Source organism: Acinetobacter sp. WA-87, assembly GCF_039938935.1.
GTDB classification, from domain to species: Bacteria; Pseudomonadota; Gammaproteobacteria; order Pseudomonadales; family Moraxellaceae; genus Acinetobacter; species Acinetobacter seifertii.
Map to the genome: position 1 here is coordinate 165,559 of NZ_JBDUVF010000003.1, position 12,982 is coordinate 178,540.

Annotated in this window: 12 protein-coding genes and 1 pseudogene; 8 read left to right on the plus strand and 5 right to left on the minus strand. The window is 39.8% G+C overall.

All coding sequences use genetic code 11. The features are described 5' to 3' along the window. The first annotated feature begins 96 nt into the window (after nt 1–96). The 5 genes from prfB (at nt 97) to ABFY81_RS10925 (ending at nt 4,946) form a co-directional block, all read left to right on the plus strand. A protein-coding gene (prfB, locus tag ABFY81_RS10905) for a peptide chain release factor 2 (RefSeq protein ID WP_099143691.1) occupies nt 97–1,192 on the plus strand; the annotation gives its coding sequence in 2 pieces (ribosomal slippage) (nt 97–168 and nt 170–1,192; 1,095 coding nt in all). A 199-nt stretch (nt 1,193–1,391) separates the two neighbouring features. Further along, nucleotides 1,392–1,694: a helix-turn-helix transcriptional regulator gene (locus ABFY81_RS10910; protein ID WP_002053977.1), complete on the plus strand. Its 303-nt coding sequence runs from the start codon at nt 1,392–1,394 to the stop codon at nt 1,692–1,694. A 28-nt stretch (nt 1,695–1,722) separates the two neighbouring features. Further along, complete coding sequence (locus tag ABFY81_RS10915; protein ID WP_004704960.1) at nt 1,723–2,781, plus strand: alkene reductase; 1,059 nt, start codon at nt 1,723–1,725, stop codon at nt 2,779–2,781. Between the two features lie 168 nt (nt 2,782–2,949). Then, nucleotides 2,950–4,242 (plus strand): 3-deoxy-D-manno-octulosonic acid transferase, encoded by a 1,293-nt coding sequence (locus tag ABFY81_RS10920; RefSeq protein WP_347913771.1) that lies wholly within the window; start codon nt 2,950–2,952, stop codon nt 4,240–4,242. After that, nucleotides 4,239–4,946 carry a 16S rRNA (uracil(1498)-N(3))-methyltransferase gene (locus tag ABFY81_RS10925; RefSeq protein ID WP_347913772.1) on the plus strand — a complete coding sequence of 236 codons (708 nt, stop codon included), beginning with the start codon at nt 4,239–4,241 and terminating at the stop codon, nt 4,944–4,946. Before ABFY81_RS10920 ends, ABFY81_RS10925 begins: the two co-directional genes overlap by 4 nt. Here ABFY81_RS10925 and ABFY81_RS10930 read toward each other — a convergent pair. Both ABFY81_RS10930 and ABFY81_RS10935 read right to left on the minus strand, forming a co-directional pair. Next, the gene (locus ABFY81_RS10930) at nt 4,935–5,906 is read right to left on the minus strand and encodes a mechanosensitive ion channel family protein (protein ID WP_077163708.1); all 972 of its coding nucleotides are present in this window, start codon (nt 5,904–5,906) and stop codon (nt 4,935–4,937) included. The two genes, ABFY81_RS10925 and ABFY81_RS10930, sit on opposite strands and share 12 nt — an antisense overlap. Before the next feature lie 113 nt (nt 5,907–6,019). Continuing rightward, nucleotides 6,020–6,595 carry a DUF805 domain-containing protein gene (locus tag ABFY81_RS10935; protein WP_002053807.1) on the minus strand — a complete coding sequence of 192 codons (576 nt, stop codon included), beginning with the start codon at nt 6,593–6,595 and terminating at the stop codon, nt 6,020–6,022. Between the two features lie 294 nt (nt 6,596–6,889). Between ABFY81_RS10935 and acs the strand changes: the two genes are divergently transcribed. Further along, nucleotides 6,890–8,839 carry an acetate--CoA ligase gene (gene acs / locus ABFY81_RS10940; RefSeq protein ID WP_039251874.1) on the plus strand — a complete coding sequence of 650 codons (1,950 nt, stop codon included), beginning with the start codon at nt 6,890–6,892 and terminating at the stop codon, nt 8,837–8,839. A gap of 40 nt (nt 8,840–8,879) precedes the next feature. On the opposite strand, the gene ABFY81_RS10945 is transcribed toward acs, so the two are convergent. Next, complete coding sequence (locus ABFY81_RS10945) at nt 8,880–9,422, minus strand: cysteine hydrolase family protein (protein WP_019458514.1); 543 nt, start codon at nt 9,420–9,422, stop codon at nt 8,880–8,882. A gap of 105 nt (nt 9,423–9,527) precedes the next feature. On the opposite strand from ABFY81_RS10945, the gene ABFY81_RS10950 reads away from it, so the two are divergent. After that, entirely contained in the window at nt 9,528–9,941 is a 414-nt protein-coding gene (locus ABFY81_RS10950) for a winged helix-turn-helix transcriptional regulator (RefSeq protein WP_347913773.1), read from the plus strand. Nucleotides 9,942–10,034: 93 nt separating this feature from the next. Here ABFY81_RS10950 and sfnG read toward each other — a convergent pair whose 3' ends face one another. Then, nucleotides 10,035–11,147 carry a dimethylsulfone monooxygenase SfnG gene (gene sfnG / locus ABFY81_RS10955; protein ID WP_004704974.1) on the minus strand — a complete coding sequence of 371 codons (1,113 nt, stop codon included), beginning with the start codon at nt 11,145–11,147 and terminating at the stop codon, nt 10,035–10,037. 43 nt (nt 11,148–11,190) lie between these two features. Further along, complete coding sequence (gene msuE / locus ABFY81_RS10960) at nt 11,191–11,928, minus strand: FMN reductase (RefSeq protein ID WP_039251864.1); 738 nt, start codon at nt 11,926–11,928, stop codon at nt 11,191–11,193. A gap of 375 nt (nt 11,929–12,303) precedes the next feature. Between msuE and ABFY81_RS10965 the strand changes: the two are divergent. After that, nucleotides 12,304–12,961: pseudogene (locus tag ABFY81_RS10965) on the plus strand (response regulator transcription factor). Nucleotides 12,962–12,982 lie beyond the last annotated feature (21 nt).

Genomic DNA, 12,982 nt, shown 5'->3' on the forward strand with positions numbered 1-12,982 from the left:
AATAATAAAAAATAATAAGTCTCGTTGATTTTGTTCGATACTGACAAGCTATGATAAAATATTCGACTGTTTATCTGCTTTTATGGGAACACTCGCGTGGAAATTAATCCTTATCTAAACCAATTGAAAGACTTAACTGATCGTAGCCAAACACTACGGGGGTATCTTTGACTACGATCTGAAAAAAGAGCGTTTAGAAGAAGTTTTACGTGAGTTAGAAGACCCTGCGATCTGGAATGATCAAAACCGTGCTCAGGCAATGGCAAAAGAAAAGGGCGAACTAGAAAACGTTATTAATGTATTAGATGGCTTGTCTACACAGCTTGAAGATGCCAAAGCAATGCTGGATTTAGCTGTTGAAGCTGATGATGAAAGCTTGCTGGTAGATGTCCAATCTGAGCTTGGCGCTGCCGAAGAAGAATTAGCAAAACTTGAATTCCGCCGTATGTTTAGCAATCCAATGGATCCGAATCCTTGCTATGTCGAGATTCAAGCAGGTTCAGGCGGTACAGAAGCACAAGATTGGGCTTCAATGTTATTACGTATGTATATGCGCTGGATTGAGCGTCACGGTTTTAAAGCAGAACTTATGGAAGTATCTGACGGTGACGTAGCAGGTATCAAATCTGCAACGATTCGTGTAGAAGGTGAATATGCATATGGCTGGTTACGTACAGAATCTGGTGTACACCGTTTAGTGCGTAAGTCACCATTTGACAGTGGTAACCGCCGTCATACTTCATTCTCTGCGGTGTTTATCTCACCGGAAGTTGATGACAATATCGAAATCGATATTAATCCTTCTGATGTTCGTACCGATACTTACCGTGCATCTGGTGCAGGTGGTCAGCACATTAACAAAACAGATTCAGCAGTTCGTTTGACGCACATTCCATCTGGTATTGTGGTTGCGTGTCAAAACCAGCGTTCACAACATGCGAACCGTGATCATGCATGGAAACAGTTACGTGCAAAATTGTATGAACTAGAAATGCAAAAACGTAATGAAGCTGCTCAAGCACTTGAAGACTCGAAGTCTGATATTGGTTGGGGTAGCCAAATTCGTTCTTATGTACTTGATGACTCTCGTATTAAGGACTTACGTACAGGTGTTGAAAATTCAAATACTGGTGCAGTTCTTGACGGTGACCTTGATCGTTTCATTGAAGCGAGTTTAAAGCAGGGTTTATAAGAGTCTTTCGAACTTTTAGTTCTCTAAAATTCTTAAATTTTTAGCGATTAAAACGGCAAAGCAGTTCAGTGATCGGAAGTTAATCGGAAAAATACGATATGAATATCGAAAAAAATGGATATGAATATCGAAGAAATGCGATATTATGTTTTCGAAATGCTGAACGAAGCTTTGTTCGTTTAAAAGACGTGTTGAGCCTATGGATATTGATGCAATTAGCAAAGCCCTAGCCAATCCTCTGCGTCGGCAGATTCTGCAATGGTTAAAAGAACCTGCGCATTATTTACCGGTAGAAGAGTGTGGTGGTAGTTTTGAAAAAGGGGTTTGCGCAGGTCATATTGAACGTTTGGGTAAAGTAGCTCAGTCTACAATGTCCAATCATTTGTCTGTATTACAGCAGGCCGGTCTCATTCAGGTCCAAAAATATGGACAATGGTCTTATTTTTCACGTAACGAAGCTTTGATTCAGCAATATATCGAACATTTAAAACAAACACTTTAAAACAAATAAAGTGTAAGTCGAGGCGATCATGGCTGAACTCAATACTCCCTTAACAGTTGGTGATTTTGAAATTAAAAATCGACTGGTAATGGCCCCATTAACACGTGCACGTAGTGGCGAAAGCCGTGTTCCAAACGACTTAATGGTGGAATATTATCAGCAACGTGCAAATGCTGGTCTCATTCTCACGGAAGCAACAGTGATTGGTTCAAAAACTGTGGGTTATGCAGATACTCCGGGACTATGGTCACAAGAGCAGGCACAAGCTTGGAATAAGATTATTGAAGCAGTTCATGCGCAAGGTTCAAAAATTGTAGTTCAACTTTGGCATGTGGGCCGTATTTCAGACCCTGAACTCTTAGATGGTGATATTCCAGTTGCACCAAGTGCGATTCAACCTGCGGGTGAAGTGAGTCTATTACGCCCTAAACGCCCATTTGTAAAACCGCGCGCACTTTCAATTGAAGAAATTCAAGAAGTTGTAGCTCAATATAAACATTCAGCAGAACTGGCTAAAGCCGCTGGTTTTGATGGTGTTGAGTTGCACGCTGCAAATGGTTATTTAATTGACCAGTTCCTTCAAAGTAATACCAACCAACGTGATGATGAGTATGGTGGTCCGGTTGAAAATCGTGCTCGCTTGTTATTAGAAGTGGTTGATGCCTTTATTGAAGTGTGGGGCGCTGGCCGAGTAGGTGTACATATTGCACCGCGTGGAGACTCTCATGATATGGGGGATGAAAATCCGTTAGCGACATTCGGTTATGTGGTTGAACAATTGAGTCAACGTAATGTAGCTTTCATTTTCTCTCGCGAATACGAAGCTGCCGATAGTATTGGTCCGCAATTACGTGAAAAATTTAATGGTGTGTGGATTGCCAATGAAAATCTGACACCAGAGTCGGCAAAACGTATTTTACGTGAAGGTCAGGCAGATGCAGTATCTTTTGGTAAGGCTTATATTGCGAACCCAGACCTTTTACAACGTTTAGAGCAAGGTCTACCATTAAATGAAATTCAACCAACGACTTTATATGCTAAAGGCGCTGAAGGTTATACAGACTATCCTGCTTTAGAAGCTTCATAAAATCACTCTATTATTAAGTTTTTCTTTTTACTGAACTTGCTCTTTTGTGAGTTCAGTCAATGACTTTTCTTGTATATGGTAGAGTTTAGGTATCGAAACTCTGCCATTTTTTTTATCTATGTTATATTTTCCCCAGTTTTTAAATTTCGACTATTTGAGGCAAACCGCTTGGCGACCCCATTTTGGTACAACACAGCACTCCATTTATTAAAACCGTTTTATCGCTGGCGAATAAAAAGACGTGCAGAAAGTCTGGAATTATATCATCAGGAATGTCTGGAAAGATTTGGGCCGTTTGAAGATCCGAAGAATGTAAAAGCCATCTGGTTTCATGCTGTTTCAGTTGGGGAAACCAATGCTGCACAGCCTTTAATCGAGCACTATCTCAAACTTGGGCAGCCGGTTTTAGTGACCAATACTACAAAAACAGGTCAGGCACGTGCCAAGTCACTTTTTTTAAAAGAACCCTATCTAGATTTATTTCAAGCAGTCTATTTGCCTGTAGACCAAAAACCGCTTTTAAAACAATTTTTCGAGTCATACCAACCGAGACTTTTAGCACTAGTTGAAACAGAGCTTTGGCCAAATTTAATCGATCAAGCCAAATTGCAGCATGTGCCTTGTTTGTTGCTTAATGCTCGCCTATCTGAAAAGTCAGCAAAGGGCTATAGTAAAGTCTCAAGTTTAACTGCCGGTATGTTAAAGCAAATCGACTGGGTATTAGCACAAGATAGTGCAACCCGTCAGCGTTATGTCGAGCTTGGTTTAGATGAGCATAAAAGTCAGGTCGTTGGAAATATTAAGTTTGATATTCATGCGCCCGAGGCTTTTATAAAACAAGCTGCCCAATTGCATCAGCAGTGGTATTTGGAAAACCGTCAGGTTGTGACTATTGCCAGTACACATGCACCCGAAGAACAACAAATTTTGGAGGCACTTGCACCTCATTTAAATTCCAATCGTGAGTTGGTATGCATAGTTGTGCCTCGTCATCCTGAACGCTTCGATGAAGTATTTGAAATTTCTCAAAATTTAAATTTAGTTACGCATCGTAGAAGCATGGGGCAAAGTATTCATGCCAGCACGCAGGTTTATTTGGCCGATAGCATGGGTGAGCTTTGGTTATGGTACGCCTTAAGTCAGGTGTGCTTTGTAGGTGGTTCTTTAAATGAGCCGGGTGGTGGACATAATATTTTAGAACCTATGGTTTTAAATGTACCTACAGTGGTAGGACCTCGTTATTTCAACTTTCAAACAATTGTCGATGAGTTCATTGATGAAAATGGGGTACTTATTGCTCAAGATGCACAGCAGGTCATTGATATCTGGCTAGCTTGTCTTGCAGAACCTGAAGCTACTGAACAGCTCGTTACACAGGCGCATAAAGTATTGCAGCGTAATCAAGGTTCGCTACAAAAACATATAGGGGTGATTAACAGGTATTTGGCCGAAAAACCATGAATATTGTTTTACTAGAACCTGAAGATACTCAGTCAGAAATCTGGTCGATTCATTCAAAGCGCCAATTACAACATTTACGTGAACATCTTGATATTACGGTTGGCCAAAATCTAAAAGTTGGTATTCGTAATAGCGCGCGTTATGTCACAGAAATTGTTTCGATTGATGAGCAAGAAGTGTGTATACGCCCTATTCGTGAAGAAGCAGTACCGGCAAAACTTCCAGTTCATTTAATTGTGGCTTTACCAAGACCTAAAGTTTTACGCCGTTTAATTATGGATAGTGTGACTTTAGGTGTTGAAAAGATAAGCCTAATTCATAGTTATCGAGTTGATAAAAGCTATTGGCAAACCCCATTTTTACAGCAAATTGATCAATACGTTACGCTTGGACTTGAGCAAGCAGGTGATACCATCGTTCCTGAAATTCAAATGTATAAACGTTTTAAACCTTTTGTTGAAGACGTTTTGCCCACCCTAATTTCAGAAACATCTCCTGCCTATGTGGCTCACCCTTATGCCGAGCAGAGTATGCCGAACGGTATTGGCCATGCATGTAGTGTTGTTGTGGGGCCTGAAGGTGGCTTTATTCCCTATGAAGTTGATTTACTCACAAAAAACGGCTGCCAAGCTGTGAGCTTAGGCAACCGTATTTTAAGAACAGAAACGTCTATTTCTTATATTTTAGGGCGTTTATTTAGCTGAGTTCTCCGCATTCAATGGCAAATGATTTGCAGCCATTTTTAATTCCTGAATAGGGTAAGGAATATTAATGCCATTTGCATTGAAGGCTTGTTTTACTTCGGCTTGAATAGTGCTTGTAGAGGACGAAATATCTGTCTCAGTGGTGTTAATCCACCAGCGTACCGTAAGGTTAACTGAGAAGTCGGCTAGAGCTGTCACGTTAACCGAGAAAGCAGGCTGACTCAGTACATTTCGGTCATTATTGAGAATATCTAAAATAATTTGTTTCGCTTTTTGCTCATCGTCGTCATAACCGATACCGACTACGAACTCACAGCGTCGTTGTTGGTAAGCCGTATTTACCGTTAAAGCACTCGTATAAACAGTTGCGTTTGGAATAACGATACGACGGCCGTCTGGTGAGCGTAAGAAGGTTGCACGAATCTGAATATCTTCAACAGTCCCTTCAAGTGAATTCACTACAATCGAATCGCCAATACGGAATGGCTCGCTCAATAAAATCAAAATACCTGAAAGCAGGTTTTGGAAAATATCTTTAAATGCAAAACCAATTGCGACCGAACCAATACCCAATGCACTCATGAGTTGGCCTGGCGTAAACCCTGGAATCATAATGACTAAAGCAATTAAGAAACCAAAGAATAAGATTGCTGTACTACCGACACGGTTTAAAACAAGAACCAAATTTTGGCGCGTATAAGAACGATTTTCTAAAGTCTTACGCACAAAGAATTTAAATAATTTGGTCAGTAGCCAAAAAATAATAAAAACGGTAATCGCAATGCAGATATAAGGTACACGTTCCCAAAAACTATCTACGATTTTGTCGATAGTAGTATAGGCATCATGATATTTCTCGGTATGTGCTAAAACCGTTTGAGTGGTTTTAGTACCTGCTTCTTGCAAAAGTTCGCCTGTATTTTTTGCAACATCCGTTAAGGATTTTTGTTCATCAGCCACGACAAGTCTCTAATTAAATAAATTCATGAAAGCTTTTTTAGCTTTCATCATAGTAGGAGATAAAATGTGCGCCTACTATAATGAGTTCATCTAAATAATAAAGTGTTTTTTAATTAAAAGTATTGCGTTCCTTTTTGTAAAATTTGTGTTGGGGTTTGAATAGTATCGGTACCAGAGAAGTAGTAAAAAAAGCCTGCGGTAGAAATAAGGCTAATTAAAATAGCGATTAAAATAAGCCAAGCCATCAGTTTCTCAATAAAGGTTGAAGGCCGAACAGGACCATACTGATTTGGGCCTGCAGTACCAGAAGCAAGTAATAAATAGATCATAAAAAAGAACTGAACCACCGGAATAAATAACAGCAGGCCCATCCAGCCACTTTTATTTAAATCGTGTAAGCGCCGAACGACCAGAATAATATTGAGGTAGATCAAAAATAGCCAAAAAGCCCATACTACTAAGGCACTTACGCCGGAAAGAGAGCTATAAAACTCAAAATTAAATAGATCGCTTGAAAGCTGAAAACTTCCAAGAAAGGAAGCTAAAATGAAATAACCTATAAGTGTAATTAAATAAATTAGGCCATATCCACCTAAATAACTCATGCGGTTAAAGCGACCATGAATTGAAAAAGGACTATCTTTAAACGGAAGCTCTGGTGGTCGTGAAGAGGGAGTTTCGGCAAACATCTTATTTTATTCCTGCACTGCTTCTAAAAGCTAAAATAAACTTTGTTGATGGTCAAAACCATCAAAACTTAAAAAAATTATAAAAGTAAAAGCTATAGACAAATGTTTTAAATCAACTTAATTTTATAAAAATGTTCACAATTTCGTATGTTTGAGTAAGTGGTCAATATATGACCAAAGTCGGATTGTTTTGACTTTGAGAGAGTCATCATACTGAAAAGGCATACAAATAAGATCCAGTAAAATAATAGCCACAGTCTCGAGATGGGATGCACAAGATCAAGGAAGTTGCGTATGAATGAGATCTATCCAGTACCAGAGGAATTTAAAAAAACAGCTCGTACTGTTGAAGCAGACTACTTTAAACGTTATCAACACTCTATCGAGAACCCAGATGAATTCTGGGCAGAGCAAGCTAAAATTGTCGATTGGATAAAGCCATTTACCCAAGTTAAAAATACCAGTTTTGACAAAGACAATTTCAAAATTGAGTGGTTTGCTGATGGTGAGTTGAACGTGTCAGCAAACTGCTTGGACAGGCATCTTAAAGAACATCCACATAAACCTGCCATTATTTGGGAAGGTGACCATCCTTCTCGTCATAAAATCGTTTCTTATAAAGAATTACACGATGAAGTCTGCCGCTTTGCCAACGTTTTGAAGAAATATGGCATTGGTAAAGGTGACCGCGTTGTGCTGTATATGCCAATGGTGACTGAGGCTGCAATTGCCATGTTAGCCTGTGCCCGTATTGGTGCAGTTCACTGTGTGGTATTTGGTGGGTTCTCGCCAGACTCGTTGGCAAGCCGTATTGAAGACAGCCAAGCTAAACTGGTGATTACTGCAGACTCAAGCCTACGTGCTGGAAAACTATTACCCCTCAAAGAAAACGTTGATTTGGCTTTAGCATTGCCGGGTACTGAGTGCGTTGAAAACGTGATTGTGGTTTACCGCAATGCAAACCCGATTGAAATGAAGCCGGGTCGTGATTTGTGGTATCACCTCATTATTATGGAGGTAGATGCAAACTGTCCTCCAGAACCAATGAAGGCGGAGGACCCATTATTTATTCTTTATACTTCGGGATCGACAGGAAAACCGAAAGGGGTATTGCATACTACGGGTGGTTACTTAGTCTATGTAACCAGTACCTTTAAAGAGGTCTTCGATTTAAAACAAGACGATGTGTACTGGTGTACAGCTGATATTGGCTGGATTACAGGGCATAGTTATCTGATTTATGGTCCGTTGGCAAATGGTACGACGACCTTAATGTTTGAAGGTGTACCTCAATATCCAACATGGGCACGTCTTGGTCATGTGGTTGATAAACACAAAGTCTCTATTTTATATACGGCCCCAACCGCGATTCGTGCCATGATGCGAGAAGGTGATTCGTTTGTACGTGAAAGTAATCGTAGCAGTTTGCGTTTACTTGGTTCGGTTGGTGAGCCAATTAACCCAGAAGCTTGGAACTGGTACTACAACGTTGTTGGCGAAGGCCGTTGCCCAATTGTTGATACATGGTGGCAAACCGAAACAGGTGGTATTTTGATTGCTCCATTGCCAGGTGCAACAGCATTAAAACCGGGTTCGGCAACACGTCCGTTATTTGGTATCCAACCAGCCATTGTAGATGGTGAAGGTAATGAACTAGACGGTGCCGCTGAAGGGAATCTTGTAATTAAAGATTCATGGCCGGGTCAGATGCGTACCATTTGGGGCGATCCTGATCGCTTTATTGAGGCATATTTCTCTACCTTTAAAAATACTTATTTTACAGGTGATGGTGCTCGCCGTGATCAAGATGGTTATTACTGGATTACAGGTCGAGTTGACGATGTCTTAAACGTTTCAGGCCATCGTTTAGGTACGGCTGAAATTGAAAGTGCTCTTGTTTCGCATGAATCAGTAGCAGAAGCAGCCGTAGTAGGTATGCCTCATGATATTAAAGGACAGGGCATTTGTACTTTTGTGACCTTACAGGCGGGTGTGCCAGAGTCGGAAGAACTGCGTAAAGAGTTAATCAACTGGGTGCGTAAAGTACTTGGACCAGTAGCTTCGCCAGACGCACTGCATTGGGCACCTGCATTACCGAAAACCCGTTCGGGGAAAATTATGCGCCGTATTTTAAGAAAGATCGCGGCAAACGAGCTTGATAGTTTAGGCGATACTTCAACCTTGGCTGAACCGGCTGTAGTAGATCAGTTAATTGCAACGGTTTATCCCGATAAGCAAAACTAATTTTAAAAAGCCCCATTTGGGGCTTTTTTATTGAGATTCATTAAGTGTTTGCTAAAAAGTCAGCAGTATTTTGTACATTCGCAAACGTACTCAGCGCAGTTAAAAAAGCTGTTTGTACGTCTTCAGCTTTTGTAGTCTTTCCAGCATAGCTTAAGTCACGTGTTGCAGTAGCATCTGCAATTAATATGGGTTGATAGCCAAGTTCTTTGGCTGCACGTGTCCCTGAGTCAATACACATATGTGTCATCATGCCTGTAATCACGAGTTGTTCAATTTGATGCGCTTTTAAAAGTTCTTCTAAATTGGTTTCTAAAAAACTGTTTGGATAATGCTTTGTCACGATTAATGAATCACTGCCAGCACTAAGTTCAGGATGAAGTAAAACCCCATCTGTATTTTCTTGAAAGAAACTCGCTTGTGGCGGGTTAATATGTTGCACATAAATAATCGGTAAATTTTTCTCGTTAAAATATTGTTCAAGCTGCTTTATTTTATCGAGCGCTTGATCTGGTCCAACCAATTCCATTTTGCCATTTTTAAAATAATCATTTTGAACATCGATAACTAATAGTGCTTGTTTCATGAGAACACTCTTGTTTGTATAAGATAAAACAAGGTTATTCTCTACTGGCAAAATCGGCTATAGTCCTATGAAAGCATTAACGCCAGTTTTCTTTCGCCATGAAAAATGAATATTGAATTAGACCCGATTGATCTAAAAATTATTGCATTACTCAAGCAAGATTCCCGCTTAACCAATAAAGAAATCGGGCAGCGAGTTTACCGGACGGGGCAGGCGGTGGGTACTCGAATTGCTCAATTAATGGATGCAGGGGTTATCAAAAATTACACCATTGCCGTTCAATATTCGTATAAACAATTTATTCATTTGCATCTAAATGAACAACGTGCTTTTGAAGAAATTGAAAATTTAGTGAAGCAATATGAGCAAATAGATGAATGTTTCAAAGTCATGGGCAATGCTTGCTACATGATTGTCAGTCATTTTGAACCTGCAGCATTAAATGAATTTATTGAGGTACTTTCGAAATGGTGTCGCTATTCAGTTGAAACAGTGATTCGAGAAGTTGAGAAACCTTAAAAAATAAAAGCTCCAAGCCGAGTCTTGGAGCCAATAAATCTTTATTTTAGTTTGTTGTTTTTATTATCTTGCGCTGTTTTTAACTGGAGTTTTTTAGGCTGATTTCGCTTGGATTTCTACCTCCTTTTCCTGTTGAAGTTCTAACTCACGAACGAGCGGCAGAACTTTTTCTCCGAAATATTCCACCTCTTCAATAAAGTGTAAGAATCCTGAAAGAACCAAATCGACACCTACATTTTTAAGCGCCACAATACGCTCTGCAATTTGCTGAGGTGTACCAATCAAATTGGTTTTGAAACCGTCGTTATATTGCACTAAATCTTCAAAAGTTGATTTTGCCCAGTTACCTTGTTGCTCTGGAGATGCTGCACCTGCTTCACGAGTTGCATCGCCAAATGCATTTACCGCTTCAGTGTTGGCCTTATCAATAATTTCTTGAAGTACCGCTTTTGCTTCTTCTTCAGTATCTCTAGCAATAATGAACGCATTTACACCAATTTTGACGTGATGGTTATTGGCTTTTGCTTTGGTACGAATGTCTTCTACTTGTTTTTGAATTTCTTCTACCGTATTGCCGTTAGTGAAATACCAGTCAGAGACACGAGAAGCCATGTCACGTGCAGCCCGTGAACTACCTCCTTGAAACACTTCAATATGAGGCTTTTGCAGAGGTTTTGGTTTAAGTGTGTAGTTTTGGAACTGGTAGTATTTACCATCGAAACTATAGTTATCGGTGGTCCAGATTCCTTTTAGTGTACGAATAAACTCTTCAGAGCGGACATAGCGCTCGTCATGCTCTGGCCATTCCTCACCAATCGCATCAAACTCGCCTCTGAACCAGCCACTCACCACATTAATCGCAATACGGCCTTCAGTTAGATAATCAATTGTCGCGAGCTGTTTAGCTGCAAGTGCCGGTTTCCAAGGGCCGGGCAGAATAGCAGCAATCACCTTAAGCTTTTCAGTTTTTGCCAGTAATGCATGACTGAAACTCACGGATTCATGCTGGTTTTCTGCCCCATAGCCCGCCGTAAAACGAATTTGAGTGAGCGCATATTCAAAACCATTGTTTTCGGCTGCCTGAGCAAGTCGAACATTGTAGTCATAACTCCAGTCTGTACGCTGTTCGATGTTGCTCACAACAAGGCCACCGCTTACATTCGGTACCCAATAAGCAAATTTAATCGGTTGTTGTAATTGCGTCATGGTGCGCTCTCCCATTCGTTATTTTTATTTAGCGATATTGCGCTTAGGCAACATGCGTTAATGATTTACCAGACTTGTGATGCAAACGAGACTCTGCTGCATCAAGGTTTGGTACAGCTGCTGAAGGTAATACTTCTTCTTGCTCAATTTGCTTGTTAATACCAAGTTCTTGATTTGCTTGCTGAGTCTTAGATTTGATTACCTCTGCACGTTTACCTTTTGCTGGTGCCCATTCTAAAATTGGTAATGCACGAGCCACTGCTAGCGTAATACGGTCAGATAGTTGCTCGCTTTTTACCGTATATTCAGGGGTAAAGTCGCGATCTGTTGCATATACGCCAATTGGTAAAGTTTGTGCTTGGAAGAAGCTAAATAATGGACGAAGCTGATGCTCTAGTACTAAAGCATGGCGATCACTACCACCCGATGCTGCTAAAAGTACAGGCACATCGACTAAAGCTGTTTGTTCAACAAAATCGAAGAAATGTTTGAAAAGACCAGTAAAAGAGGCACGGTAAACAGGAGTACCGACAATTAGAGCATCTGCTGCTTCAACCGCTGCAAGATCATCTTGTACACGCTGCGGAAGTTGATTGCGATAAAATGCACCACCAAGTAATGGCCCAATTTCGCTTAATTTAATAAAATGAACTTTAACATCGATTGCTTCTGATAATTCATCAAGAATGGCTTGAACCAGACTTTCGGTTTTAGATGGGGTATTTAAGCCACCAGAAACGGCAACAATATTTAAAGGTTTTGGTGATGTGATACCAGTCATAATTTGGTCCTAAGCCTAAAAAAGAACATTGGACTTATTAATCAACATCAACGATAAACTGTAAAATAACGAAATTGGTCAACCTTATCAGTTTTAAATATAAAAGATTAATCATGGATTTTTATAGTTTGGTTTTCTATTAAGCTACTGTTTTTATTTTATATAATTATAGGTGATATATTTTTTATAATAAAAAAGAAGCTTATATAAAAAACAGATTAATTTTTATTAAAAGTTAAAAAACATCTGAAAATTTTGTCTAAGTTATGCATTTATCAATATTTTGCATAAAAATGGATACGATGAACGTATCTTTCATCTAAATAGTAGGGTTACAATAGGCCATACTTATGCTCAAGATTACTTTAATCGCTTATGAATATTTTAATCGTTGATGATCATCCTTTGTTTCGTCATGCTTTAATTCAAGCAGTACGTTATAGCCTGCCACAGGCACAAATTCATGAAACAGCTTCGGTTGATGAGTTTTATGAGCGTTTGGAAAATGGGGCAGAACCTGACCTAGTGTTACTCGATTTAAATTTACCGGGTGCTTCAGGTTTCTCTGCTCTGGTTTATGTAAGAGCTCAGTATCCTGCTATTCCAATTATTGTAGTTTCTGCGCATGAAGAAACTTCAATAATTCAGCGTGCAATTGCGCATGGCGCGATGGGTTATATTCCTAAATCGGCTCATCCAAGTCATATTGGTGAAGCGATTCGTCAAGTTTTAGATGGCGAAATTTGGTTACCACCAAACCTACCGTCAAATCTTAATCTTGATCCGAGAGCGGCAGATGAAACTGCTTTAGCGGAACGTATTCAGTCTTTAACGCCTCAGCAGTTCCGTGTTTTAATGATGGTTGCTGAAGGTTTGCTAAATAAACAGATTGCCTATGAACTCGATGTTTCAGAAGCAACCATTAAAGCGCATGTAACCGCTATTTTTAGAAAATTAGGTGTACAAAATCGTACCCAAGCTGTATTAGCAATTAGCGCATTAAATATTGAAGATAAGAAAATTTAAAAAATAAAAAAAGACCTCAATTGAGGTC